Genomic DNA, 26915 nt, shown 5'->3' with positions numbered 1-26915 from the left:
CGTACACACTGCTTCAGCTATAGCGGCATTCACGAAAGGAGTGATCATGACGCGACGGAATGGTGATTGGGTGCAGGGATTGGGTTTGGCAGCGACCGTGCTTGCTCTGTCTTCTCTGGTGGTGATGGATGGCCTATCATGGACGTCGGCGCCGGCCTATGCCGGCGACCGCGGTGAGCAGCGGAGAGATAAGCGGGATGACAGGCAGGATGACCGGCAAGATGCGCGCGACACCCGGCAAGAGGGTCGTGAGGCAGCCAAGGATGCAAAGGAAGAATGCAAGAAAGCAGACGATAAGAGCAATGCGGAATGTCGGCGGGAAAAGCGAGATGCCAAGGACGATGCGCGCGATGCTGCCAGGGATATCAGGCGAAATTAAATCCCACTCGCCGGGGGACGGCAATACCTACGGTGAGCATATGAAAGAGGTTGCATCTCAGTCAGTGTTTGGAACTTCTGGGGCGTAGGATTTCTTACGCCCCAGCCCCCCACCGCAGGATCATCGCGATCGTAAAGCCCAATCTGCAGCCATCTCGTACACGTCTTTTTGCGAAATTTCCCAGGCCTACGCGATTGCAAAAGTCTTCAATTCCGTTAGGGAATAGCGATGTCAGCCAGGTTCTGATAGGTGTCGGCGCCTCGATCAAATAGAAGTATGAAGTTGACGCCGGTCGATGCCGCCAGTATGGTGGTTCTGTATGTCCCCAGTACGATCTCACTCTATTGTCGTTCGCGTTCACTCAGGAGAAAGGATGTGCGATGTCCACGACGCCTATCAATGGAACCAAATCATGGATGAGGATTCCAGACGGGACGAGGGTCCGGCTCTGTGAGGGAGGTCAGGAGGGTGTGATTGATGGATTGACCGAACTGGTCGTAGGACCGGCCCGCAACCCAGACGGCCGGACTCAATACCGTCTGAACGTCGGGGATCAGGAGCGGATGCTTGTCACTCAAGAAGCATTGTTTCTCCTAACCGATGCAGACGGCATCGTCCTGATGCAGAAACAGAATATCGATTATCGCCGTATCGTGACTGAACGGTTACGAACGGAACTGACTGCAGACCGCTTTGTGCGTCCTGCATAGGCCACGCGCCTGGCAGCCTAGTCGCTGTCGCATCTCAACGACGATATGCTGCAACTGGGCGTTCAACGCTTCGCGCGCGGAACGTCTCCGCCTCCAAGATGAGGCGAATGGGGGCCCGTGAATTGCCGGTTGTCGTGACGTAGGCTTCGCCGTACGAGCCGCTAATACAAAGGATCCTGCGGACCCCATTGCAGTCCCGCCAAATCCGGATCGTCTTCCCCTCCCGAGGAAGGACGTGAGTCTTTCTCAGCCTTGCGAACCGCTCGCTTGGCTTCTTTTTCCTTGCGGCGTTGCTGCAAAGCCTTTTCGCGATCGCGTTTAGCAACAGTTGTTTTCCCTGGCCTTCCGATGGTGTCCTCCTTGGCAAAAAGGAATCGTTTCTAGACCGCGTGGTCCATGAAGATTGTCTGTTAATGCAGGCGCTATTTCCCGGGGCGGCGGCGCCGTGCGTTGTTTCCGCCAACCATCCGGCTGTGCCCGCGTCCCCTCGTCGTATGCTCCGTGCGCGAGGTGCCCGGTTGAAATCCTTGGCTAGCGAGTACCGAGACGCCCTTTCTGATGGTTTCGATAGGAGTCGTCGTCCCGCTGTCAGGAAAAGGTAGACCCAGCAACTCCCACCGGATTTTAGGCTTGTACGATGGACGGGTCTTTTTTTTCTCCATGTAGTTGCTCTTCCAAAGCGTTGAGGTTTGTCCCACGAGACGCTTTTCCCAAGAACCGGTCCGACATCCTCACGCATGATGGATGATCCGCCTCAATCGCCCTCGCCCCACTGCTGCCGACAGTTCGCATACCGGCATTGCCCTGAGAGCAGGGTCCTGCAGGGCACAATCACTGAATCGGACCGCACACCAGTGAAGGAAGGAGGGACATGTACAAGGGGCTCTTCAACGTATCATGGCGCTCTTCTTGCGTCAAACGCCGATCGGCGCGATAGCGATGCTGCAAGATCCCCTTGGAACCACCGGGACCACCACGATTGGGTCACCCGACAGGAAGGCGCGAGCGGGAGGATCCGCGGTCGGTGACGGTACTGGTCAGGTGCTTTTCAGTGCGATCTCGGCAAGGCTGTTCCGGGCAGGTTTCCGATGTCGTGGACAACCTCGCCCGTTGCTATTCTCCGTGCGCGATGATGCACTCGCGACCCACCCCTTGCAAGGTATTCACCTGATATTCGGTGCTGCGAAGCATCGTAATGCTGCCGAGGCGCATGGCCTTCGTCCCTGACATGTCAGGCATGTGCCCCATTCCAAAGACAAGATACCTGCAGTCCTCACCTTGTTTGGCATCGGCCACCGCCGAATTGGGGTATCGCAACGGCCAGGTGTGGGATTCGCAGCCTGGGAGGGTCAACAGCAGCGCAGAGAGGAGCATCATTGATCGATTCATGGTGACCTCTTCTTTCATATTCTGGACGATACGATATCGGCTGGCCGACTCGTTGTACCGAAATTACCGGCATGCAATCGTCAGCTTCTGTGCAGGGACATCGCCCAGACCGCCCCGTTTGGAGACGGTGTCGGTTCCTGATGCAAGCTGAATCGGTTCATAGCCCGCCGAACAGACGTCGTTGGCATACTGCCGGCAGTCGTCCATTGTTTGGAACCATCCATTACAGCTCACGGCTGCGATCAGCTTGCCGTCCGATCCCGTGAACTCCGTCCGTGGGGCTGAGATACAAGACGCGCTCGTGATGCTTACAAGGAGCAGAATGAACGATTTCATATCACACCTCTTTCTCTCCCGAGTGATCGGCGTAATACAGTAGTTGTCTCTCAAAACATCCAAGCTGTCAATGCGCATTGTCGTCGACGTGACTTCATCGATCATGCCCTCTGGCCTGACCCGAATAGCGGAGATCAAATTTTGTGCTGGTCGGAACGCGTGAAGATCGCGAGATGGGTGCGCCGAATCATTGAATGACGAGAGCCGGGGTAGATGATGGGATATGCGAGATGGGGGAAGGCTGAGGCCTGAGTAGGCCTCAGCCTTGTGGCGCGAGAGCGCATGAGGGGCGATCTCGCGTTCTGTTGGGGCACGTGTCCTGCGACACGTCGAAGTTCATGAATGCCAACCGTATGGTCGAGACGCCGAATGGGTTCCCCTGATCATCCCTCGTTGACCGTCACGCTGGCACGACCGATTTCGGTCGTAGTGCCCTTGAGATAGAAGATGAACATCACCGTATGCGTGCCTCTGCCGAACTTGGCCTTGTCGGCCGTCACGCCGTTGTCGCTCGGGAATGAGTAGGGCCATAGGTTTTCATCGTGATGGAACGCGCCATCGAACCACACCTTGGCCATGACGGCCCGTTGGTCGTTGATCTCCGCTGCAACGCCCCAAGGGCCCGTGGCCGGATTTCCCACCACCGTCAAGACGACAGTGTTCACCGGCGGAGGCGGTGGTGTGGAACCCGTGCTGCCTTCCTGTACGGTCACACTGGCCCTTCCGACTTCGGTCGTCGTGCCTTTTAGATAGAAAATAAACTCCACCGTATGGGAGCCCTTGCCGAATGTTCCGGTGGTAACTGAAACGCCGTCGTCACCAGGAAAGCTCCATGGCGCCACGTTTTCCGTATGATGCACGGAGCCATCCAGGCGTACCGTCACTGTCATCGCTCGCGTATCGGAAATCGTGCCAGAGACGCCCCATGGGCCTGTAGTCGGATTCCCCACGACCGTCAGCTTGACGCCCTGTACTGGGGGCGGCGTGGTAGGCGGAGGTGTGGAACCTCCAGACACTGTATAGACCACGACATTGCTGCTACCCGACTCATTGTTTTTGGAGTCGAACGCCGTGATGAAATACGATTGCGTGACGACGGGCGTCCCGATATTAAAGCTCGTGACTTTTCCCAATGTCGTCAGGATACTCCCCGTGGACTTGCTGCACGTTTGGCCGGCGCATTGATACACGCGGTATCCTGCGAGGTCTGATTCCGTATTGGCATTCCACGTCAACGTCGCCGCCTCTGCTGTTCCTGCACAGAAGATAATGACACCTGCTATCGCGCTGAACCAATTCATATCGATGCTCCTTATTGCAGTCTTCCCTGACGGGACAGCGAACTGTCTCGCAGAAGGCGGTTCTCACAGGCAGGAGTCTGTGCCGGAATGTCGGCGAACTCGTGATCCGTGAAGAAATCGCAGAGGGTAGCCGTTCAAACTGTCATGGCGGGCATACGCAATGTGTATGCCTCGCGTCGTGAAAATGAGCCGCAGAAAACCCAGCAAATTAGCGGTGAAATCCATCGTGTGAAAGCGCATACCTGTAGAAACTGTAGGTATTCAGAGTGTCGATCGATTAATCGCTGTGTTTTTAGGAGGATAGGTTGTAGTCGGTTGCCTACAGAGGTGACAAAACGAGAGCGCTGGATGAAAGGTAGGCGGAGAAAGCGATACGCACTCAATTGTGTTTATCAGGCGGCCTCAGTAGACTTGGGGCTGTGATAAGGGGCTTAGGGCGCTTGCGGTATGGAGGGGGCGATGGAAAATGGATACAGGGTTGGTTGTTGCCTTGCGTTCGTCGTAGTGGGGTTGTTGTCTCTCGCCGCATCGCCTGAGCCGGCAAAAGACGGAGGGGCGACCGAGACCAAGACGGTAGCGGCAAGAGATGGAGCTCCGATGATTCTGATCGTGCCCGGCGCGTTCAAGATGGGCAGTCAGGACGGGCTGCCCAACGAACGTCCCGAACATCAAGTTCAGTTGGACGGCTACTATATCGATCAATACGAAGTGACCATGAGTCTTTACAGGAAGTTTCTCGAGTCGGGAAAACACGATTCCCCTCCGACATGGGACGATGAAGCCGCAACGACGGTCGGAGACCGCCCGGCGGTCGGAATGAGATGGGCCGATGCAGCAGCGTATTGCGAATGGGCGGGCAAGCGGTTACCGACCGAAGCGGAATGGGAAAAGGCGGCGCGCGGTACCGATGGACGGCGGTATCCTTGGGGCCACATGCAGCCGTTTGTCGACATCGCGAACTACAATCGCGGAGTGTGGGTGAATGAAACCGTCACATTAGTTCCTGTCACGAGCGGCCTTGAGGGCATGAGCGTTCGCCACGGCCTCAAGACTGGCGGCAAGAGTCCTTATGGTCTGGCTCATATGGCGGGTAACGCAGCGGAATGGGTATCGGACTGGTACGATCGTGAATATTATCAGCAAAGCCCTGAAAAAAATCCCACCGGTCCATCGAAGGGAGAAAAGCGCGTCATACGAGGGGGATCATGGGCCGACTTACCGCCCGCTCTCCGTGTTACCGCACGGTTTTCTGCTGAACCGGAATTCGAGGATCGCGCCATTGGGTTCAGGTGCGCCATGGCTGCGGACAAATGAGGCATCGGTTCACGCTCTTCAATCCGATGCTCGAGGGCGATCGCCTGTCCGTCACGTCACTGCGTCATTCGTCACTGCCAGAAGATCATTGTCGGCGGGCCGTCCCGCATGTCTGACCGAACTGTCAGCGCGCTGATCGTCGCAGTCATTGGGCTGGGGCTGATATGGACACTTTTCGTTCGCGCCCCGTTGCCGGCTCCATCAACGTCAGGAGATTCCGGTCAGGCTGCGTTGTCCCCTGGGACAGTTCCGCTTGTCACCGGTGAGGAGCCGGTTGAGGTCATCTTGACACGCGCCGGTTGTCCCGTCTGTCACACGATTCCCGGAGTGACCGGTGCGAATGGCAAGGTGGGCCCGCCGCTGATTCTTGGGCGCACCGGCGAGGCCCGCTTGAAAGACCCTTCCTATCACGGCTCGGCCACGACGATTGCCGAATACATCGCGGAGTCGATTATGGACCCCGGCGCCTTTGTGGTTTCGGGGTATCCGTCCGCCACGATGCCCACCTGGTATGGAACCAAGTTAAGCGCGCTCGCCTTGGAGAAAATCGTCTCGTATCTGGAGCGGCAGACTGAAGAGAGCGGCGTGTCCGGGAAATAGAAATTCGAACCAGCCGGCTTCAGCGTTTCCTGATGGGGGTCACGTTGCTCGCAGGATTGCCTTGCAGTTTGAAGGCCGCGCCTTCCCCGGTGGCGTTGGGCCCTTTGTCCAAGAGGGCGTTAATCGCATCGTCGCCCTTGAGCCCTTCGAGCTTGATCTTCAACCGCAGGTTGTTGGCGCTGTCCGCGTTGATCAGGGCCTGCTCGAGGCTGATTTTCTCTTCCTTGTACAGCTGAAGCAGCACGTGATCGAAGGTCTGGCATCCTTCCTCGATGCCCTGCTCCATGGCTTCCTTGAGCGTGTCGATTTCAGCCTTCTTGACCAGATCCTTGATGCGCGGGGTATCCATCATGATTTCGAGTGCCGGAACTCTCTTGCCGTCGAGTGAGGGCACCAGCCGCTGTGAAATGATCGCGCGCAGATTGAGGGAAAGCTGCAGATAGATTTGCGCATGCCGCTCGACCGGGAAGAAGTTCATGATGCGCTCGATCGCCTGGTTGGCGTTGTTGGAGTGCAGCGTGCCAATGCAAAGGTGGCCGGTTTCCGCAAACGTGATGGCGGCTTCCATCGTTTCCGTGTCCCGGATTTCTCCGATCAGGATCACGTCCGGGGCTTGGCGGAGGGTATTCTTCAAGGCGTTTTGGAAGGAGAGCGTATCGAATCCCACTTCGCGCTGGGTGATCAAGGATTTCTTGTGGCTATGGACGAATTCGATCGGGTCCTCGACAGTGATGATATGGCCCGGATGCACCTCGTTTCGATAGTCGATCATGGCTGCGAGGCTGGTCGATTTGCCTGAACCGGTTGCGCCCACCACCAGGACGAGTCCGCGCTTGGTCATGGCGATGTCTTTGATGATTTGGGGCAGTCTCAGCTGTTCCACGGTCTGAATCTCGGCCTTGATGTGTCGGAAGACGAGTCCGACGTTGCCGCGCTGCCGGAAGATGTTGACCCGGAACCGGCCGAGCTCCTTGTAATAAAGGGCTAGGTTCATCTCCATCTTCTCTTCGAATTCGCCTCGCTGCTGACCTCTCATCAATGCTAGAGCCAGCGCTTCGAGTTGCTCGTTCGTAAACGGCGGCATGTTCGCCGGCTTGGTCGAGCCATGAACTCGATAGGTCGGAGGTGCCTCGACGGTCAGGTACATATCCGAGGCTTCCTGATCGACCATTACCTTGAGCAGCGTCCGCACATCCATTGATGTTTCTCCCGGTTTCGAGTTCCCGCCGTCAGGCCGCGCCGACCGCTGGGCCCCCGAAGAGGTTGGGGTTCATGCTTCGCGACTGGGCTTCGCCCTTAGTCACCACTCCGCGCGCGGCCAGATCGATCAAGGCCATGTCCATGGTCTGCATGCCGTCTCGCTGACTGGCCTGCATGATGCCCGGAATCTGATGCAGTTTGGCTTCGCGTATCAGGTTGCGGATGGCGGTCGTGGCGACCATGATCTCCAGCGCTGCCACGCGCCCGCCGGCTTTCTTCTTGAGAAGAGTTTGCGTGATGACCGCTTCAAGGGCCTCTGAGAGCTGTGTGCGGACCTGCGCCTGTTGGGCAGGGGGGAAGGCGTCGATGATGCGGTCGATGGTCTTCGGCGCGCTCGAGGTGTGCAGGGTGCCGAATACCAGGTGCCCGGTCTCGGCCGCGGTGAGCGCCAGTTGGATCGTCTCCAGGTCGCGCATTTCGCCGACGAGGACGATGTCGGGGTCTTCTCGAAGCGCCGATCTGAGCGCGTTGGCGAACGAAAGCGTATGCACTCCCAATTCACGCTGATTTACGAGGCATTTCTTTGTCTTATGCACGAACTCGATGGGGTCTTCGATCGTGATGATATGACCTTCGAACGTATTGTTGAGGTAATCGACCATCGACGCCAATGTGGTGGATTTCCCGGAACCGGTCGGCCCGGTGACAAGAATGAGCCCCTTTTCCTTGTCGCATAACTGACGGAGAATCGGAGGCATGCCCAACTTTTCCATCGGAATGATTTCGGTCGGAATGTTTCGGAACACGGCTCCCAGCCCGCGATTCTGTACGAACACGTTCACGCGGAAGCGTGCGATGTCGCCCAATTCAAATGAGAAGTCGCACTCGCGCTTCTCCTCGAATGTCTTACGCTGTGCATCGCTCATCATGTCGTAGATCAGCGCATGAGTTTCCTCGGATGTCAAAGGAGGATGATCCAACTTCTTGAGATCGCCGTGCAGCCGGATCATCGGAGGCTCGCCGGCGCTGATGTGACAGTCGGAAGCCCCCTCTTTGGCCGAGAACGTCAGCAGTTTGGAAATATCCATGAAAGAACTCCTCGATGGGAAAGGATGACGATCAATGAAGACAGAATGCGAAAATCATCATGCCATATGCCATTGCGAAATCAAGGAAATCGCTAGAAATCGTCGGGGAGAGTCGTGAATGTTCGGTCAGATGAGTCGGATCGATTCGCCTGCAAGCCGGAATGCAGTTACAGCGTGGTCGATCTGCTCGGCAGTGTGCGCCGACGTGACGGTGACGCGTATACGGCTGGTCGATTCGGGAACGGTCGGCGGGCGGATCGCCGGAGCGAAAACGCCTTTGGAGAACAGTTGTTCGGCGAAGGTAAGCGCCCGGTCCGCCCGACCGATGATGATGGGAATGATGGGGCTCGCGCTGGCTCCGATCGTAAATCCCAGCCGGTTCAATCCGTCGCACAGCCGCTCGCGATTGGCCCACAGCCGTTGTCTCCGTTCTGGTTCGCGCTGCATGATGTCCAGCGCCGCGACTACGGCCGCCGCGATACCGGGAGGAGGAGCCGTCGTATACATGAATGAACGGCTGGTATTGAGCAAAAAGGTGATGAGCGTTTCCGTGCCGGCGATATAGCCGCCCGCACAGCCCACGGCCTTGCTCAACGTGCCCATATGAAAGGGAACGGTCTCCTCGAGGTGAAAATGCTCCAACGTGCCTCGGCCGGTTTGTCCCATCACTCCGGTCCCATGTGCGTCATCCACATACAATTCGGCGTCATACTGTCGAGTCAAGCCGAACAATTCGGCCAGAGGGGCTAGATCCCCGTCCATGCTGAAGACGCCGTCGGTCACAACCATCGTCCGCCGCGCCGCTTTCCTGCGCGAGAGCAATGCCTTGAGATGATCCAGGTCATTGTGACGATAGATCCGGAAATCGGCGCCGCTCAGACGGCAGGCATCGATGAGGCTCGCATGGCACAGTCGATCCGCAAGAATGAGCCCTCCTCGGCCGATCAACGCAGGGATCGCGCCGAGATTGGCGAGGTATCCCGATCCGAAGGCGAGCGCCGAGGCGGTTCTTTTGAATCGGGCGAGGGCCCGCTCCATATCTTTGTGCGGGGACAACGTCCCTGAAACCAGGCGGGATGCCCCGGAACCGACTCCGTAGCGGCGGGTGGCTTCAGTTGCCGCATGGACGATGTCGGGATGTCCGGCGAGACCGAGATAGTCATTTGAGGCCAATAGCAGAATCTCACGTCCGTCGATGGTCACAGTGGGAGCGACCCCGGTCGACACTTCCGTCAGGTGTCGTGTCAGGTGCTGCGCATCGAGATCGCCGAGCAATTTGTCAAACATATTGGGATGTCCGATACGCCGGGAACAACGCGCCAATGGCATGAAAGCGCGCTATGATCCTGTGCCTCATTGACAAGATCGGGACGTCCTTAGTATAAGGCGCGGGGACGTCGAGGAGGAAGTGACCTCTCTCCACCCGCCGCTTCAACCATGAGTTACCGTATTAAGGTTCCGACAAGGACACTGGAAGTCGACGAAGCTCATCTCGTGAGCGGGCTTGAGCACGCTCTGATCCGGTTGCAGGACTATCGAAAGCCGTTGTTGGTGGGATTGGGAGTCCTCATCCTTGCCGTTCTTGTCGTGGGCGGAGTGTTTTGGTTTGATCGTCAGGCATCGCAAAAAGCTCAAGAACTCGAGCGGGAGGCAACGCGGCTTTACATGACACGGCCCGTCGCCGATCCGGCAAAATCCGACGCGGCACTGAAGGGGGCGATCGAAAAGTATCGGCAGGTGGTCGACGAATATCCCAGGACCTCGTCGGCGCCGCTGGCGCTCTTTCATCTCGGGAATGCCCAGATGCAGGCGAATGATCAGCCCGGAGCCATCGAGACGTATCAGCGGTTTATCATGCAGTATAGTTCACAGACGACTCTTGTAGGACTGGCGCGGCAACGTCTGGCCTATGCGTATCTGTTGAAAGGCGATCGTGAGCAGGCGGTAAAGACCTTTACGAGCATTGTCGAGTCCGGCGGAGCCCTGAATAAGGATCAAGCATTATTCGAACTGGCTCGTCTTGAAGAGGCCCAATCGAGACCGGAAGGCGCTCTCGCACACTATCAAGAACTCATCAAATCCTACCCGGCATCCCCTTATACCAATGAGGCGATGGTCCGTACCAAGATGCTGGATACCAAGCACCAGACGGAGCCATCTTCGGCTGCGCCAGCCGCATCGACAAAACCCCCCGCTCCTCAATCGGAACCCATCAAGCCAGACGCAGTCAAGAAAAAGAAGTAGCCGGCTGTATTCTGGAAATCGCGCAGGCCTGCCACGACGCATGCCATGGTTGGAATGTCGAGGAGGAGCTGACGGCCGTGTACGGTCTATCGGCTGATGACCAGGAAATCACCCGGCCGGAGCACGGGGCTTGTGAGGCTGTTTCTGGTCTTGAGCGTCTTGAGGGGGATACGGAAGCGCTTGGAAATCTTTTCCAGAGTGTCTCCGCCCTGGACCTTGTACCGCAGCGAGGTTTTTGCCGTGGCAAACTGAGGCTTTGCCGGAAGCGGTGGAAACTTGTGATTGGGTACCCGTTCAAGCAATTGCTCGACTTTCGCTTTGAAGCCGACGGGAACTTTTAGGTGATAATTCTCACCACCCGGTGGGGTCGCATCCCGGCGCAATTCCGGGTTTAAAAGTCTCAATTCTTCGTAGGGCACACCGGTAACGTTGGCGATCGCCCGGAAGTGCAGCGGCCGATTCACGATGACTTCTTCAAACTGGTGCGGTTCCGTGGAACTCTGGGGAAATCCATAGCGAACCGGGTCCCGGGCGATGATGGTGGCCGCCATGAACCGGGGTACATACTCCTTTGTTTCTCTCCTAATGAGGCGGGTTTTCGAGATGTCGGAGAAACTTTCAGCCTGAGCCTTGTGCAGGGCGCGCATCACCTTGCCTTCACCGGCATTGTACGCGGCCATCGCCAAAGGCCAGGTGCCGAACATGTCGTAGAGGTCACGCAAATAGCGAGCGGCGGCTACCGTGGACTTGATCGGATCGCGCCGCTCATCGACATAGGAATCCACACGAAGGCCGTAAACCTTCGCCGTGCCCTTCATGAACTGCCAGGGCCCTGTCGCTTTCGCTCGCGAATAGGCATAGGGATTGAAGCCGCTTTCAACCAGCGACAGATATACCAGGTCGCTGGGCAGATGAAACTCCGCAAAAATATTCTCCACCAGCGGTTGATAGCGACTAAGGCGGAGGAGCCACTGTTCAAATCGGTCGCGAATCGCGGTGTTGAAATAGCGAATATGCGATTGAACGGATGGGTCCATCACGATCGGAACATTATAAACAGTCAGTTCGCTGGCTCCCGAAGCTTGGGATTGCGGTGTCTCGACCGGCGGATTGAAAGAATCTGCGAACCTCGACGCCGATGAATTTGGCAACGGTGCAATTTCAAGGATTTCCTCGGCATGTGGAACGGAAGATGGGTCTTCCGTCACGGCAGGCCCGCTTGGGGGTGTCTCAGTTTCCAGTGGCACTAGGTTGGGATCGAGTTCGTCCTCATCTCCCGGACCTTCTCCACCGTCGAGAGCGGGAAGGGGGGCATTCATGATGTCGGACGCGTCGGAATGGGTTGTAGCCGACACCGGGGACGCCCACGATGCGGCAAGAAACGACAGCCCAATCAGGCTATGACTCAGGATTTGTATGGCACAAAGAGAGGGCATGGAATCAGGCTCCGGACCCCTGCGTTGCCAGGATGTGGACGTAGAGTATCGAGGGACGGAAAACTTGTCAAGAAATCGCACGAGGGATGCTCCCCAACTTTAGGCGGTCTGTCCATGCGGAACCAGGGACGCGTGAGAAAAAGGAACAAAAAAAATTGTAAGAACTCGGCATTGCTTTTGGGAAAGCAGCCGGCTCCAACTGCACGAAAACACTCGCATCTGCCTCAGCCGTTACCTTGACACTCTTCCGAATGCAATGGTATCGTCCGGTTTCTTTCGTTAGACACTTTCTGCATTCCACTCCAGGAGGAATGGTCGATGATCAAGCGGTATTTGTTGGCTCCGGGACCCACGCCTGTGCCGCCGGAAGTACTTCTGGCTATGGCGAGGCCGATGATTCATCACCGGGCACCTGAATTCGACAAGTTGTTCGGCGAAGTCCGCGACGGCCTGAAATGGCTGTTCCAGACAAACGGCGATGTCCTCATGCTGGCCGCCTCGGGAACCGGAGGGATGGAAGCCTCCGTATCCAACTTTCTTTCTCCCGGAGACAAGGCGCTGACCATTAATGGGGGGAAGTTCGGAGAGCGGTGGGGAAAGCTGTGCAAGACCTATGGCGCGCAGGTGACCGAACTCAAAGTCGAGTGGGGACGTGCCATCGATCCCCAGCTTGTCGCAGATTCCTTGAAGAAGGACCCCGGGATCAAAGCCGTCTATGTGCAGGCCAGTGAAACCTCGACGGGTGTCGCTCACGATATCAAAACCCTCGCTCAAATCGTCAAAGGCCATCCCGATACGATCCTGGTGGTAGATGCCATTACGGCATTGGGCGTGTTCGACATCAAGACCGATGAGTGGGGCATCGATGTGGTGGTGACCGGATCTCAAAAGGCCTTGATGCTACCGCCGGGCCTCGCGTTCGTCAGCGTGAGTGAGAAGGCATGGAGACTGGCCGAGAAAGCCAAGAATGCCTCGTTCTATTTCAATTTGAAGAAAGAGCGGGAGAATCAGCAGAAAAGCCAAACGGCATATACGCCCGCAGTGTCTCTCATCATCGGACTTCAGGAAGTCCTGAAGATGCTCAAAGCCGAGGGACTGGAACAGGTCTTCGGCCGGCAAGCAAATCTTGCGATGGCGATGAGAGAGGGAATGAAGGCTGCCGGTTTGGCGTTGCTCCCCAAGGAGTCACCCAGTGACGCACTGACCGCCGTCTTGGCCCCTGAGGGGGTCGATGGTCAGGCTATCTATAAGAACCTCCGGGTGCAATACGGCATCACCGCGGCCGGTGGGCAGGATCATTTGAAGGGAAAGATATTCCGGCTCTCCCATATGGGCTACATGGATCGATTCGACGTTATTATGGCTGTCGCGGCGACTGAGATGGTGTTGAAGGGGCTGGGCCATCCTGTGAAGCTCGGCAGCGGTGTTGCGAAGGCTCAAGAAATTTTGATGGCGAAGTAGGACAGACTTATGAAGATTCTGGTCAGCGACAGTCTCTCGAAGCAAGGTGTCGAGCTCCTCGAGAAAGCGGGCTTTACGGTAGTCGTGAAGTCCAAGATGCCGAAAGACGAGCTTTTTAAGGAGATTAAGGACGCCGATGGATTGATCGTACGGTCCGGCACCAAAGTGACGGAAGAGCTGCTTGCCGCGGCCGATAAGCTGAAAGTCGTTGGTCGGGCCGGTTCCGGCTTGGACAATGTCGATACTCCGGCGGCAACCCGCCGCGGAATCGTCGTCATGAATACACCGGGCGGCAATACGGTCACGACCGCCGAACATACGCTTTCGATGATTTGCGCCATGAGCCGACGCATCCCTCAGGCCACTGCCTCCACCAAGGGGGGGAAGTGGGAGAAAGACAAGTTCATGGGGGTTGAGCTCTACAATAAGGTGTTGGGAATCGTCGGAGTCGGGCAAATCGGGAGTCATCTGACAAAATTGGCCCACGGTATCGGGATGCGAGTGATCGCCTATGACCCCTTCCTGGCCAGTGATCGGGCCGAGCGAATGGGGGTGGAGATGGTGGATCTCCACGATTTATTCCGCCGTGCCGACATTATTTCCGTGCACACGCCGCTGACGCCCGAAACCAAGGGCATCATCAACGCCCAGACGATCGCGACGATGAAGCCCGGGGTGATGATCGTAAATTGCGCGCGCGGAGGCATCGTGCATGAAGGCGATCTGTTCGACGCGTTGAAGAACAAACACGTTGCGGCGGCCGCATTTGACGTGTTCGAAGAAGAACCGGTCAAGGCGGAGAATCCCCTGCTGACCCTCGATAACTTTATCTGTACTCCTCATATCGGCGCGCAGACAACGGAGGCGCAGGAGAACGTTGCCGTCGGGATTGCCGAGCAAATTGCTGATTATTTCAAGAAGGGGATTGCGCGCGGGGCCGTGAATATCCCATCGGTTTCGCCCGAATTGCTTCCGAGGCTTCAGCCCTATCTATCGCTGGCCGAGCAACTGGGGAAGTTGCAGACGCAGTTGTGCGAGGGAGGGCTGGAGCATGTGACCGTGGAGTACAGCGGAGAGGTCGCCGGGCTGTCGGTGGCTCCTCTGACGATTGCCGTGTTGAAGGGACTACTGACTCCGGTCATGGAGGCCCCCGTCAACTATGTGAATGCGCCGATCGTGGCCAAGGAACGCGGGATTGAAGTCAAAGAGATTCGCAGTTCCGATGCCGGAGACTTTACCAGCCTGATCAGGGTGCGCGTCGAGGCTGGAAAAGTGTCTCATCAAGTCGCCGGTACGCTCTATCATAAGAAAGATCCCCGGGTGGTTGAAATCGATCAATTCAAGGTCGAAGTGGTTCCCGAAGGCAACATGTTACTGATTCATAATATTGATCGCCCCGGTGTCATTGGAATGGTGGGCAAAGTGCTGGGGGACGAGAGCATCAACATCGTTCGAATGCAGTGCGCGCTGGAAAAGCGCGGAGGAAATGCGCTGCTGATCATCGGATCCGACCAGGTGTTTCCCGGTACGGTCTTGAATGCGATCAAGTCGAATCAGCATATTCTCTCGGTCAAAGTCGCGAACCTTTCCTAAACTCCGCTAACCGTTCGGCCATCTATGGTGTCTGCTTCTCGGAAGTCTCGCCGTGTTTCGGCGCAGGCGTCAGCCTCTCGCGAGCGCTCTCTGATCCCGATCGGGATGGCGACGATTCTTCCTCACGCGGCTCGACAGGTTCGCCACCTCGAAGGCCAATTGCTGGCTCAGATCGGGCGTTGGGGATACGATGAAATTATTCTCCCCACGTTCGAATATCTCGATGTGCTCGCGCCTGGCTTGGAGACCGAGTTGCTCGAAACCTGTTACCAATTCATCGACCGTACCACCGGTCGAACTCTCCTGCTTCGCCCGGATGCCACCGCCCAAGTGGCCAGAACAGTGGCTATGGGTCTGACCGGAGCACGATTTCCCCAGAGACTGGCCTACCGCACCTCGGTGTTTCGATATGAACCTGAACACGCCGGCCGTGGGAGGGAGATCTTTCAAATCGGCGCCGAGTTGATTGGTCTGAAAGATGTAACCGGCGATGCTGAGGTCATTACTATATTGATCGAATGTTTGCAGTCGATCGGACTTCGATCGTTTACCATCGCCTTGGGGCACGTTGGGTTCATCAAGGGGTTGATGGCGAGATCCGGCTTGTCCGTTCGAGCGCGGAAGCGAGCCGAACAGGCTGCGGCTCGAAAGGATCTGCCCCGTCTCGAAGAGATTCTGAAGGCCGAGCGGATCGCAAGATCCACCGCCATGGCGATTCGTGAAGCCCCGGAATTGACCGGCCGGAAAGAGGTTCTGACCCGCGGTCGGGCCCTGGCGGCCGGAGACTCGGCTCTGCTTGAGCCATTGGAACGCCTTGCAGAGCTCTATCAGCTTTTATGTTCAGCTGGATACGAGGATGCGGTGCTGCTGGATCTTGGGGAGTTCCGAGGAGTCGATTACTATGATGGGGCAGTCTTTGATGTCTTTGCGCCGGGGGTGGGAGCAGAATTAGGGGGAGGCGGGCGATATGATCATCTCATCGGCCGTTTCGGAGCCGATCTGCCTTCGACCGGATTCGCACTTGACGTGGACCGGCTATTCCGCGCCGTGGCATTTCCGGAAGAGACGGAAGGTGTTCCGCGCATCGACTATCTCGTCATAGGTCCTCAGCGCGCGATGTCCGGCGTGAGCGAGGTTGCAGCCCAATTACGCCGACGGCAGTTCCGTGTCGCGCAGCAGATCGTGAATAAGAGTCCCCGCCGGCTTCTGACCAGTGCAGTTCAACAAGGCCAGGCACAAGGGGCCAGGGCCGTGGTCGTCATCGGGATGCCGGGACAGAACCGTAGCGACGAGTTCACGGTCATCGAACGAGCCGCACATCGGACGAACCCCGCACGGAATGGACGTCCGTCCGTAAAGAAGATGAACCTTGCCGCCCTCATCAAGGCGACGCAATATATGCCGAATACGCCGAACATCAATGGTGCGCCATGAAGTCGGCGCCTGACATCGATCTCTCCCAACCGAAGCTCCCCCCGCAGAACGTCGAGGCCGAACAGTCCGTACTGGGTGCGGTGTTGCTCGACAATCAGGCCATGGCCAAGGCGATGGAATTGATCGTCGAGAACGATTTTTATCGGACAGCTCACCGGAAGATTTATCACGCCATGGTGGAACTGTCCGAAATCGGAGAGGTCATCGATCAGATCACGCTAACCGAACGTTTGAAAGCACAGGGCGAACTTGAAGCGGTCGGCGGGGCGGCGTATTTGGCGGAGCTGGTTCAAATCGTTCCCAGTGCGGCGAATATCCGGTATCACAGCAAGATCGTTCGCGACAAAGCGCTGCTGCGGGAACTCATCCATACCTCCACGGAAGTATTGACCCGAGGGTACGAAGGCGCAACCCAGATCGACGATCTCTTGGATTTTGCCGAACGGTCGGTCTTCGCCATCGCGCAGGGGAAATTGGATCGATCCTTCAGCCCGATCAATCAAATCATCAAGGAGAGTCTTGATCTCGTCGACAAGTTATCCAAGCGCAAAGAACAGGTGACCGGCGTTCCCACGGGGTTCTACGATCTTGACGATTTGACGGCCGGCCTTCAGCCCTCCGACCTGGTTGTGATTGCCGGCCGGCCGAGCATGGGCAAAACGAGCCTGGTTCTGGGCATGGCCGCCCATGCCGCGCTTCACGCTGGGACGTCGGTCGGTATCTTCAGCCTCGAAATGTCGAAACCACAGATTGTCCTTCGCATGCTGAGCTCCGAGGCACGGGTCGATTCCCACGCGCTGCGGACCGGAAAGCTTCAAAAAGAAGATTGGTGGAGGCTGGCTGAAGCGGCGGGCAGGCTGGAGCAGGCGCCGATTTACATCGACGATACCGGGGGCATTACGGTGCAGCAGATGCGAGGCAAGGCCAGGCGGCTCAAGGCCGAGCGGGGGCTAGGATTGCTCGTTGTCGACTACCTTCAATTGATGCAGGGACGGAGTGATGCCGAGTCCCGGCAGCAGGAGATTTCGGATATTTCTCGTTCATTGAAGGCTCTGGCCAAGGAACTCAACGTGCCGGTCGTGGCGCTTTCCCAGTTGAGCCGAGCCGTCGAAGCGCGAAAGCCTCCGATCCCGATGTTGGCCGACCTTCGAGAGAGCGGAGCCATTGAACAGGACGCCGACGTCGTCATGTTCATCTATCGCGAGGAAGTGTACGATCAAAACTCCGAACGCAAAGGCATTGCCGACATTCTGGTGAGCAAACACCGAAACGGGCCCATCGGAAAGAAGGAACTGTTCTTTCACGATCGCTTCGCCAAATTCGAAAGCTTGGACAATCGAGAAGCCGTTTGACCGAGCCGACCGCGCTTCGTATAATCTTTACCAGTACTGTGCGAGCGTTTATCCACCATCATGTGGCCCCCTGGTCATCTTTGCCCCTGCGAGTAATATGGCGTCGGTGAAACGGATCTTGCCGCTATGTCCCTTATTCGTACCGGTTCTAACCTCAGTCCTGCTCTCCGCCTGCGCAACGCCCTCAGCAGCGCCGGTCACTTCGACTGTATCCCAACGATCTCCTAAAGCTGGTCCCCTGGCGCATCCGCCTGATGCGTCAGCCGCCTATCACTTCATGTTGGGGTACCAGGCCGAGTTGGCCCAGGATACGGAACGGGCCCTGAGAGAGTATCACAGCGTCCTTGTCACGGACCCGTCTTCCAGCTCAGTCAAGGCCAGATTGGCCGGACTGTATTTCTCGTTGGGTGATATGCCCAACGCGCTTCGTTACGCGCAAGAGGTGGTGGAAAGCCCGGATCAGGATGGTCATGTCTTGACGCAAATGGCAGGGGTGTTTGCCAGCGCAGGGCAGACTGATCGCGCGATCGACATCATCGATAAAGCCATTGCTCAGGATCCGACGGCCGGTGAGCCCTATTTCGCGAAAGGTCTGTTGCTGCTGGGTTTGAAACGGCCGACCGAAGCGGAAGCGGCAATCCGAGAGGGGTTAGCGAACTCGCCGGATTCAGCCGTCGGCCATTATCATCTCGGTCGTGCCTTGCTCGAATCCGGGAAGCCCGAACAGGCTTCCGAAAGTTTCGAACGTGCGATTGCGGTGAGCCCTTCGTTCGAGCCAGCCTATCTGGCCTTGGCATCCATTTATGCATCGAAACAGGAACGAGATCGCGCGATAGAAATACTGAGACGATACCTTCAGGGGGTAAATCCGCAGAATCGTGATATTCGGCACCAACTCATACGCCTCTACGTCGAAGCCAAAGACTACAAAGGTGCAATGGCCGAGTTGGAAGCTCTTCTTGCCGATGATCCATCCGACCTTGATGCACAATTGAGAGTTGCTCTGATTTATGGCGAGCAGAAGGAGTATGCGAAGGCGATCGACCGTCTGAATATAATTCTCAAAACACGTCCCGCTGAGCTCAAGGTACGGGACTATCTGGGTTATCTCTACGAAGAGTCAAAAGATACCAAGCGAGCCATCGAGACGTACACGTTCAATATTCAGCTCGAGCCGACCTTTTACGAAGGACACCTTCATTTAGGGGTGCTGTATTACAGGCTCAAGCAATTTCCTGAAGCCATTGAACATCTGAGTCGAGCCACGGCGTTGAATCCCAAACAGCCGGAAGCGCATATCGTTCTTGGTCTGGCCTATTTGCAGACCGACCAATTTGAGAAAGCTGCCGAGGTCTTCGAAGAGGGTATTCGGCACAATCCCAAGAACGCAGACTTGCATTTCAATCTCGGAACGGCGTACGACAAGCTCAATCGGTTTGATGACGTCGTTCACGTCATGGAAACGGCGATCAAGCTGGATCCCCACCACGCAGATGCGCTCAACTATCTCGGATACAGCTATGCTGAACGCGGCGTCAAGATCGATCAGGCTGTCTCATTGACCAAGCAGGCCGTGGCCTTGAAACCGGACAACGGCTATTACGTGGACAGCCTCGGGTGGGCCTTCTTCAAGTCCGGGCTGCTGGCTGAGGCGCTTACGGAAATAAAGCGAGCGGTGGCCCTGGTTGGAGACGACCCGGTGATCTATGAGCATCTTGGTGACATCTATGCCAAACAGGACCGAATGGCGGATGCTCGCGAAGCATGGTTGCACGCGTTGGAACTGGATCCTTCCAACAATAAGCTGATCGAACGGTTTCGCGAGTTGGGTATGGGAGATCCCACTCAGGAAGACCGTATCCAACAGGCTAAGCGGCGTGTATCAGAGAAGATACAAGCTCCCTCTCAGTAAATAGCGTTCATCTCTTCCGTTCCTAGTTCCCATCTACACTTTAAGGCCCCCAGCCGCTATTGACTCACATTCGTCAATGGTCTCTGGCCTGCTGTGCCCATAACGGGTTGTCCGATGAGGCAGGTTCCCCCCATTACCTTCATTACGTGACTGACCAACGATGTTGTGAGGAAGGGATTGGCGCGACAATTATTGGCATGCGATAGCGAATCTCGGAAGGGGAGAGATCAAGGTGGGATGGTGTCATTTGGCAGGTTGGCTCGTAACAGATTGACAATTCAGCGGTCTCATCGGTGAACCATGATGTCCACAGCACGGCATCGAACCTGCTATTTGGACGAGTGCAGACAGCATGACAAACAGGATGACTGGATGCAGCAACCCATCATTCATGGGGGAGTCGGTGAACCATCAACAAGGAGGAGCAGCGATGTGTAAGCAGTTAAAAAGTCATAAGGGTTTTACCCTTATTGAGTTGATGATCGTCGTGGCGATCATCGGTATCTTGGCGGCGATCGCGATTCCGAACTTCATCGCGTATCAGGCCAAGTCGAAGCAGTCGGAAGCCAAGGTGAGCCTTGGGGCAATCTTCACCTCGGCGGTGGCCTATCAGGCTGAATCGCAGAATCCGCAGAGCTATGCGCCGGCAACTATTTCTCAAATCGGCTGGCAGCCATCCGGAACTCCGCGGTATCGTTTCTTCTACATGGATGGAGTTAACACGACGACCGGCGTTGGAACGACCATCAACTTCTTCCCCGGAAGCTCATCTGCCGCCTCTCCGTGCAACGTCACCGCGCCTCCTGCCAGCGGCGGATTTGTTGTGGCATCGAACACTTCAGGGTTTACCGCCGGTGCAAACGGCAACATTGACGGTGACGTGGCGTGCGATCATTGGTTCATCAATGACGTGCGCAATCTGCAGAATCCGAACAACGACGTGTCTCTGTAATACGTCGGTTTGAAGCAGCGCGAACGTTTCTCACTGCTTCGGGGGGAGAGGGACAAGATCGTCTCTCTCCCCCTTCGGTTTTCTGCGCAGACCCATGAATTTGTTGACAGGTTTTCGGATCACCTCTACCGTACAAACTGGTCCATCCCACTGAGAAGAATGCCAATTGAGTGACAGGTCTGCCTGTCTTGTATGTTGAACTCCGTTGCCGATACCGAACGCCAAAGTCCGAGCGCCGTCAAGCCGGCTCAAGAGCGCGATGACATCCTGACTGCCGCCTCCAGCGCTCTCTTCAGAAAGCCTGGAGGCAGTGAGAAGTTGGGAATTGTGGCATCAGGCGGCGCCATTCTTGTCGGCCTCCTGATTTTCTCCCCACTGCTCGATGGCGGCACAACACATATACCGATTCTGGTCATCCGACTGGCGCTGCTCATGTGTTTGACTATATGGCTATTTCGATTGGCGCGTGGCGGCGAGGCTGTGGTCATACAGAACGTGCTGTGCATACTGGTTCTGATATTTGTCGGGTATGCAGGGCTGACTCTCTGGTGGACTCCGTACAAAAATGTCGGAGTGCAGTGGTTGGTGACGCTCCTCATGTACACCGTCTTATTTGGTGCCGTGATTCAAACGATCCGGTCCACCATCGAGATCCGCACGCTCGTCCTTGTGATTGCAGGAATGGGGATCCTCGAAAGCGCCTGGGGGCTGTGCCAATATTTCCTGCTCGGTGAGTCCAGAGCGAAGGGAACATTTTTCAATCCGAACTTCTTCGGAACCTATGAAGCATGCATGGTGGGACTTGCCTGTGGCGTCTTGTGCTGCGTCCCGCACAAGGAGCTGCGTCGTTGGGAGAAGGCAGGCTTCTGGATGCTGTTGGTCATGGCCTCATGCGGGTTTGTCGTCGCACAGTCGAGAGGGGCGGTATTGGCACTTGGAGCCGTGCTGGCCTTTGTGGGCCTCTATCGGTTCCGGATCCGGGCGATCGCGGTTCTTCTCTGCGGACTGATAGCCAGCATGGCGATTCCAAATCCTCTCAAACAACGATTTGTGGATGTCTCCACGCAGGATCCGTACGCCTATAGCCGTATCGATATCTGGAAGAGTTCACTTGAACGCATACTGGATCGCCCCATGGGATTTGGATTGGGAATGTACAAATATACATCGTTCCAATATCGCTTTCCTGTATCCCGTGAGATTGCTCGGTACGGAAAACGCGCCGAGTCCGCTCATAACGAATATATACAGATAGCGGTGGAACTGGGGATGGGCGGGGTGAGCCTTTTCATCGTCGGAATCTTTGTCTGGAGTATGAAAGTCCGCGATACCTTGAGGATCTGCAAGAGCTCTCTCCACTGCGGATTTGTCGTGGGATTGGCATCGGTCACCATAGCCATTCTCGCTCATGCGGCAGTGGATTCCGTGTTTCATGAACCGGCCCTCGTTATTCTCATGATCATTGCCGGTGGAACGGTCCTGAGTGCTTGGAACGCGGTCACAACCCGACCGACATGGGAGCTTCGTCTTCCTCGAGGCATCCATTCAACCGGCCTTGTCTTTGGCCTGACGGCTTTACTGGGAGTCCTCATCGTGCAGCCTGCAGCCGGTTGGTATGCACATGAGGCCGGCGAACAATGGTTACGGGATGGGAAAACAGCCGAGGCATTGACGCAAATTCGTCTTGCAACCTTCATTGACCCAGGTACCAGTGCGTACCACGACACGATAGCTCGCATTGCGGCCCATCAACACCATCTGACAGGTGAGCTTTACTGGTTGGAAGAGGCGATTGAGGAAGAGAGATTGGCCATGGTGCTGAATCCGCTTGATGCCCGATTTCCCTTCCGACTGGGACTTCTGTATGTGAGTCGGGCGGGCTTGTCCGCTTCTGACCGCGAGCGCGTTGAGTGGACGACCCTTGCCTCCGAATCTCAGGAGCGAGCGATAGGGCAGGACCCGTTTGCGCCGCAAGCGTATCTTGAATTGGCGAAAATTCTGGTTTCCCAATCCCATTTCGACGAAGCTCGGGATCTTCTCGAACGGGCTCTTGTCTATGAACCGAACTTTCTTCCTGCCAGGGTGGTTCGAGGAGAACTTCTGCTCAGGAATGGAGAACGTGCGAAGGCCGAGGCCGAATACAGAGCCATTAACGAGATTCTTCAGGTTTATGAAGGCCGTACATTGACAGGAGAGGAACGGGCATACATCCAGGTGGATGCTCGGCCCTTGGCGCGTGCACTAAAGGGATGAAGACGAAATGATTCCGCAGATTCGATCGAGAGTCCTGTGGATCGTCATGAGCGGCTTGGTCCTGCTCCTGGCATCGGTACATCTCATGATCGGAGGGTTGGACCAGCACGAAGAGAAGAGCCAACGGCTACGATTCCTGCCCGACGGTCACTTTTTGCGCACCGCTTCCTTGGGATACCGCGAGTTGACGGCGGATGTTCTGTGGCTGCAGGCCATTCAGGTAATGGGCGAACGTAAGGTGTCTCCTGAGGCCGGGCGGTGGATTTATCGGCTTCTCGACGTGGTGACGACGATAGACCCGAAATTCACATGGGCTTATGAAGCCGGTGGGATCGCCCTCTGCACCCTGGTTGTCTTGCCGGAAGAAAGTAATCGCCTGTTGGAAAAAGGAATGTTGCACAACCCCGAGGAGTGGAAATTCCCCTTTCTCTTGAGCATCAACTATGCGTTTGAGCTTGGCGAAGATGCCAAAGCGGCCGAGGCAATGGCCCTCGCTGCCCAGCTGCCCGGGGCGCCGAGCAACCTCGGGCGCTTGGCGGCCAATTTCTTTGTCTCCGCCAAAGCGCCACAGCAGGCCATTGACCTGTTGTCCGATCTGTACGAGAAGACGTCGGACCCTGGGACGAAAAGTCTCTTGGGTGAGCGCCTCAAACGTGTCGCCGTTGAACGGGACCTTCAACTCATCGAAGGATCTATCGCCCGCTACAGACAGTCGCATGGAGGCCTCCCTTCAAGACTCGAAGACCTGACGACAAGCGGGATATTGGAGAAACTGCCGATTGAACCCTACGGTGGACGATACGAATACGACCCCCATTCCGGCACGGTGCGAAGCAGCGAAATTAGCGAGCGCATGACGTTGTCCATGAAGCGGAGAAGGGATTCGCTGTAAAGGCCTGGCGCGAGATCCCTGGGCAGAGACCGGACATTCGTTCGGCCTATGCTGTTGGATTGATGACGTTGATCGTATTCGGGAGTCGGAGGTAAGCGAATGGAAGCGATTGTTCTTGACGGAGTGTCAAAAGTGCATACGCCTTCATGGCCATGGCAGAAACCGGTTCAAGGACTGGACAACGTCAGCTTTACGGTCAACCGAGGGGAAATCTTTGGCTTTCTCGGCCCCAATGGTGCGGGCAAAACGACTACGATGAAAATCCTCCTCGGCCTGATGAAGGCTTCTCGCGGGAGCATTCGATTGCTCGGGATGCCGGGAGACGATGTTATGGTGCACCATCGCATCGGCTATCTTCCCGAATCGCCTTATTTCTACGACTACCTGACAGCTGAAGAATTTCTTTCATTCTACGGACGGCTTGGCGGGATGGACAAAGGAAGACTTGCCGGAGCCGTCCCATCTCTGTTGGAGCGGGTCGGTCTTCTTGATGCGCAGCATCGGCAGCTCCGCAAATTTTCCAAGGGCATGCTGCAAAGGATCGGACTTGCCCAGGCCCTCATCCACGACCCGGAATTGGTGATCCTCGATGAGCCAATGTCCGGTTTGGATCCGGTTGGGCGGAAGGAAGTTCGGGACATTATCCTGAGTCTTCGGGATCGTGGGAAGACGGTATTCTTCAGCACGCACATCATTTCTGACGTCGAAATGGTGTGTGACCGTGTATGTATCCTGTCAAAAGGAAAAGTGCTCGCCCTCGGAAAGGTCGAGGAACTTGTGAACGAACAGGCTCAGCAGTCTGTTGAGATCGTATCCGACGGAATCATCGGCGAGGACATTCCGCTGATCAGGCGGGTAGCCACACGCATTCTGCAACGGGGAGACCGCTGCCTCATTATGCTTCCACGGCTCGAGCAACTTGACGAAGTCCTGACGGCCATTCGCCAGGCCGGCGGACGACTGCTCTCCGCCGTTCCGCACAAAGGCAACTTGGAAACCCTTTTTATCGAGCGAACCAATCAGGGATGCTAGCATGCACTACATACTGGCGGTAGCAGGGAATACCTTCAGAGAAACTCTTCGCGACAAGATTCTGTACAACCTCGTCTTGTTCGCGCTGCTTCTCATCGGCGCCTCGGTGCTTCTGGCAACCTTGACGATTGGCGAGCAAGCAAGAATCGTGAAGGACATCGGCCTCGCGTCCATCAATATCGTGGGCGTGATCATTGCCATATTCGTCGGGATCGGATTGGTGGCCAAGGAGATCGAACGAAGAACCATTTATACGATCCTGGCTCGGCCGATTACCCGGTCGCAGTTTCTCATCGGGAAATATTTGGGGTTGGCGGTGGTGATCGCCATGAACATGGGGCTCATGTTCGGGATGTTCTTGATCACCGTGTGGGTGAGCAATGCTCCGATCTCTGAGTCTCTGTTTCAGTCCGTTCAACTCATGGTGGTCGAGTCCCTGCTGATTGTTGCAGTGGCCATCTTCTTCTCCACTTTTACATCGTCCATTCTCAGTGCCACTATGACCTTGGGCGTGTATGTCATCGGTCATCTCACGAACGATATGAAGGCCATAGCGGCGAAAAGCCAGAATCCGATCACCGAAGGGATCATGACCGCGATTTATTATGTCTGCCCTAACCTAGAGTGGTTGAACATCAAGGGCCAGGCCTCCAGCGGCGTCGCCGTATCCATGACTTATCAAGCGCTGGCGACCAGTTACGGACTCTTGTACAGCGGACTCCTGCTGGCGGCAGCGTGCCTGTTCTTCCGGCGGCGTGATTTTTAGCAGAAGTCTTGTCTCGAGGTAACGCGCCACTCATGCGCCTACTTGCTGTCCTGCCTCCGGAATCATGGATGGAGGTCAATATTCTGTCCACGCTGCGCCGATACTACTGTGACGAATTGCATGTCATGCACTATCCGGGAGGCATGGGAAATCTGGGGTCGAAGGCCTGGCGGACGACCAGGGAGGAACTCAACGAGCGTCTGATTCGCTTGGCCTTGGCTCTCAAGAAGGACGGCCGTCTCGATCTCATGTTTTTTATGGTGTATGACGACTTTCTGCTCGTGGAGACGGCCAGGCGACTCGCCGAACTCAACGTGCCGATGGTGAATTACCACGTCGACATGGCATTCCAATGGTACCGCATCATAAGAACGGCGCCGTACTTCCACGTCTTGGCCGTGGCGCAGAAGACGAATGCCGAGCATCTTGCGTTCTACAACTCCAATATCGAGTGGATGCCCATGGCGGCAAATCCAGAGTTCTGCCTCGAGCATGCTTCGTCCAGGGGCTACGAGCACGGCATTTCCTTCGTCGGAAGTTTTAATCCGTTTCGGCGGGCGTTACTTGCCGATTGTGTCCGACACGGGTTTAAGCCGACGGTGTATGGGCGCGGGTGGAACGGCAGCAGCGTGAGCCCGTATCGATTCGATTGGGACGCGTACAAGGTCGTGCACGACCTTTGGTTTTACGCGGTGCCTCGATGGAAAGCAGAAGGCGCTCAGAGTCTGACAGGAGCGCTCAGGCGCAAGTGGTCAAGGAGTGTCGCGTTCGATGAGCTGCCTGGGCCTGAGTTTCGGCCTCCGTGCACGGACGAGGCGCTGCCGGCAATCTTCCGGTCCAGCAAGATCAATCTCGGATTCTCCGACACCGGTTGGCATGGAAACGATGCGGTTGTGCCGTCAAGGAATCTCCAGTGCCGCCTGAGAGATTTCGAAGTGCCAATGGCCGGCGGATTCTATTTGGTTCAAGAGGCACCGGATCATGCCGAGTACTTCAAGCCTGGAGAGGAAATTGAAACATGGTCGGAGCCTGAAGAACTGATCGACAAACTCTCGTATTACTCCAGCAACATCGCCGCGGCGGAACGAATTCGGGAAGCCGGTCATCGACGAGCCATGAGTTCCCATACATGGCGGCATCGGTTTGACCGACTGTTCCATCGGGTTCAACAGCGCGGGCTGCTCCCGTGTTGATGAGTTGGATGGACACCATGGGCTCGCTCGTCCCACTCGAGTGCTGTGCTCGGGCGGGACAAGTAGCCTATCCACCCG

22 protein-coding genes and 1 pseudogene are annotated in these 26915 nt (G+C 56.4%); 16 read left to right on the top strand and 7 right to left on the bottom strand.

Annotated features, from left to right (window positions below):
• Positions 1–46: 46 nt before the first annotated feature.
• Both NSJP_RS01300 and NSJP_RS01295 read left to right on the top strand, forming a co-directional pair.
• On the top strand, positions 47–379 hold the full coding sequence (locus tag NSJP_RS01300) for a hypothetical protein (protein WP_080885140.1): 333 nt from the start codon (positions 47–49) through the stop codon (positions 377–379).
• Between the two features lie 380 nt (positions 380–759).
• Positions 760–1089 carry a hypothetical protein gene (locus tag NSJP_RS01295; RefSeq protein ID WP_080885139.1) on the top strand — a complete coding sequence of 110 codons (330 nt, stop codon included), beginning with the start codon at positions 760–762 and terminating at the stop codon, positions 1087–1089.
• A 1113-nt stretch (positions 1090–2202) separates the two neighbouring features.
• Here the strand turns inward: NSJP_RS01295 and NSJP_RS01285 are convergent.
• The 3 genes from NSJP_RS01285 to NSJP_RS01275 form a co-directional block, all read right to left on the bottom strand.
• Positions 2203–2478 carry a hypothetical protein gene (locus NSJP_RS01285; protein ID WP_155969747.1) on the bottom strand — a complete coding sequence of 92 codons (276 nt, stop codon included), beginning with the start codon at positions 2476–2478 and terminating at the stop codon, positions 2203–2205.
• Between the two features lie 63 nt (positions 2479–2541).
• Positions 2542–2814, bottom strand: a complete 273-nt coding sequence (locus NSJP_RS01280; protein WP_080885136.1) for a hypothetical protein — start codon at positions 2812–2814, stop codon at positions 2542–2544.
• A 383-nt stretch (positions 2815–3197) separates the two neighbouring features.
• Positions 3198–4115, bottom strand: a complete 918-nt coding sequence (locus NSJP_RS01275) for a hypothetical protein (protein ID WP_080885135.1) — start codon at positions 4113–4115, stop codon at positions 3198–3200.
• Between the two features lie 459 nt (positions 4116–4574).
• On the opposite strand from NSJP_RS01275, the gene NSJP_RS01270 reads away from it, so the two are divergent.
• Together NSJP_RS01270 and NSJP_RS01265 are read left to right on the top strand one after the other, a co-directional pair.
• A complete protein-coding gene (locus NSJP_RS01270) occupies positions 4575–5429 on the top strand; it encodes a formylglycine-generating enzyme family protein (RefSeq protein WP_080885134.1) in 855 nt (284 codons plus the stop codon).
• A gap of 108 nt (positions 5430–5537) precedes the next feature.
• Positions 5538–6029, top strand: coding sequence for a c-type cytochrome (locus NSJP_RS01265; protein WP_080885133.1), 492 nt, complete (start codon positions 5538–5540; stop codon positions 6027–6029).
• A gap of 19 nt (positions 6030–6048) precedes the next feature.
• Here the strand turns inward: NSJP_RS01265 and NSJP_RS01260 are convergent, their stop codons facing one another.
• The 3 genes from NSJP_RS01260 to bioF form a co-directional block, all read right to left on the bottom strand.
• Complete coding sequence (locus NSJP_RS01260) at positions 6049–7227, bottom strand: PilT/PilU family type 4a pilus ATPase (RefSeq protein ID WP_080885132.1); 1179 nt, start codon at positions 7225–7227, stop codon at positions 6049–6051.
• Between the two features lie 31 nt (positions 7228–7258).
• On the bottom strand, positions 7259–8317 hold the full coding sequence (locus NSJP_RS01255) for a type IV pilus twitching motility protein PilT (RefSeq protein ID WP_080885131.1): 1059 nt from the start codon (positions 8315–8317) through the stop codon (positions 7259–7261).
• A gap of 126 nt (positions 8318–8443) precedes the next feature.
• Positions 8444–9604, bottom strand: coding sequence for an 8-amino-7-oxononanoate synthase (bioF, locus tag NSJP_RS01250; RefSeq protein WP_080888475.1), 1161 nt, complete (start codon positions 9602–9604; stop codon positions 8444–8446).
• A 150-nt stretch (positions 9605–9754) separates the two neighbouring features.
• On the opposite strand from bioF, the gene NSJP_RS01245 reads away from it, so the two are divergent.
• Positions 9755–10561 carry a tetratricopeptide repeat protein gene (locus NSJP_RS01245; RefSeq protein ID WP_080885130.1) on the top strand — a complete coding sequence of 269 codons (807 nt, stop codon included), beginning with the start codon at positions 9755–9757 and terminating at the stop codon, positions 10559–10561.
• Between the two features lie 86 nt (positions 10562–10647).
• On the opposite strand, the gene NSJP_RS01240 is transcribed toward NSJP_RS01245, so the two are convergent.
• Positions 10648–11997, bottom strand: coding sequence for a lytic transglycosylase domain-containing protein (locus tag NSJP_RS01240; protein ID WP_080885129.1), 1350 nt, complete (start codon positions 11995–11997; stop codon positions 10648–10650).
• Between the two features lie 318 nt (positions 11998–12315).
• Here NSJP_RS01240 and NSJP_RS01235 point away from each other — a divergent pair, with 318 nt between their 5' ends.
• The 11 genes and pseudogenes from NSJP_RS01235 (at position 12316) to NSJP_RS01185 (ending at position 26837) form a co-directional block, all read left to right on the top strand.
• Positions 12316–13458, top strand: coding sequence for a pyridoxal-phosphate-dependent aminotransferase family protein (locus NSJP_RS01235; protein WP_080885128.1), 1143 nt, complete (start codon positions 12316–12318; stop codon positions 13456–13458).
• A gap of 9 nt (positions 13459–13467) precedes the next feature.
• A complete protein-coding gene (gene serA, locus NSJP_RS01230) occupies positions 13468–15051 on the top strand; it encodes a phosphoglycerate dehydrogenase (RefSeq protein WP_080885127.1) in 1584 nt (527 codons plus the stop codon).
• 105 nt (positions 15052–15156) lie between these two features.
• Complete coding sequence (hisZ, locus tag NSJP_RS01225; protein ID WP_172834077.1) at positions 15157–16485, top strand: ATP phosphoribosyltransferase regulatory subunit; 1329 nt, start codon at positions 15157–15159, stop codon at positions 16483–16485.
• Positions 16482–17837, top strand: coding sequence for a replicative DNA helicase (dnaB, locus tag NSJP_RS01220; RefSeq protein WP_080885125.1), 1356 nt, complete (start codon positions 16482–16484; stop codon positions 17835–17837). The genes hisZ and dnaB overlap by 4 nt, the downstream gene beginning before the upstream one ends.
• Before the next feature lie 277 nt (positions 17838–18114).
• The gene (locus NSJP_RS01215) at positions 18115–19749 is read left to right on the top strand and encodes a tetratricopeptide repeat protein (RefSeq protein ID WP_172834076.1); all 1635 of its coding nucleotides are present in this window, start codon (positions 18115–18117) and stop codon (positions 19747–19749) included.
• A 430-nt stretch (positions 19750–20179) separates the two neighbouring features.
• Positions 20180–20330 (top strand): annotated as a pseudogene (locus NSJP_RS19955) (type IV pilin protein); the annotation flags it as partial.
• Between the two features lie 563 nt (positions 20331–20893).
• A complete protein-coding gene (locus NSJP_RS01205; RefSeq protein WP_080885123.1) occupies positions 20894–22954 on the top strand; it encodes an O-antigen ligase family protein in 2061 nt (686 codons plus the stop codon).
• Between the two features lie 7 nt (positions 22955–22961).
• A complete protein-coding gene (locus NSJP_RS01200) occupies positions 22962–23846 on the top strand; it encodes a hypothetical protein (RefSeq protein WP_080885122.1) in 885 nt (294 codons plus the stop codon).
• A 99-nt stretch (positions 23847–23945) separates the two neighbouring features.
• Positions 23946–24878 carry an ABC transporter ATP-binding protein gene (locus NSJP_RS01195; protein WP_080885121.1) on the top strand — a complete coding sequence of 311 codons (933 nt, stop codon included), beginning with the start codon at positions 23946–23948 and terminating at the stop codon, positions 24876–24878.
• Position 24879: 1 nt separating this feature from the next.
• Positions 24880–25644, top strand: coding sequence for an ABC transporter permease (locus tag NSJP_RS01190; RefSeq protein ID WP_080885120.1), 765 nt, complete (start codon positions 24880–24882; stop codon positions 25642–25644).
• 32 nt (positions 25645–25676) lie between these two features.
• The gene (locus tag NSJP_RS01185) at positions 25677–26837 is read left to right on the top strand and encodes a glycosyltransferase family protein (RefSeq protein ID WP_080885119.1); all 1161 of its coding nucleotides are present in this window, start codon (positions 25677–25679) and stop codon (positions 26835–26837) included.
• Positions 26838–26915: the final 78 nt, after the last annotated feature.

It is taken from the genome of Nitrospira japonica, from assembly GCF_900169565.1.
Taxonomy (GTDB): Bacteria; Nitrospirota; Nitrospiria; order Nitrospirales; family Nitrospiraceae; genus Nitrospira_C; species Nitrospira_C japonica_A.
Note: the sequence above shows the minus strand (reverse complement) of the source record. Positions and strands in the feature narration are given on the sequence as shown.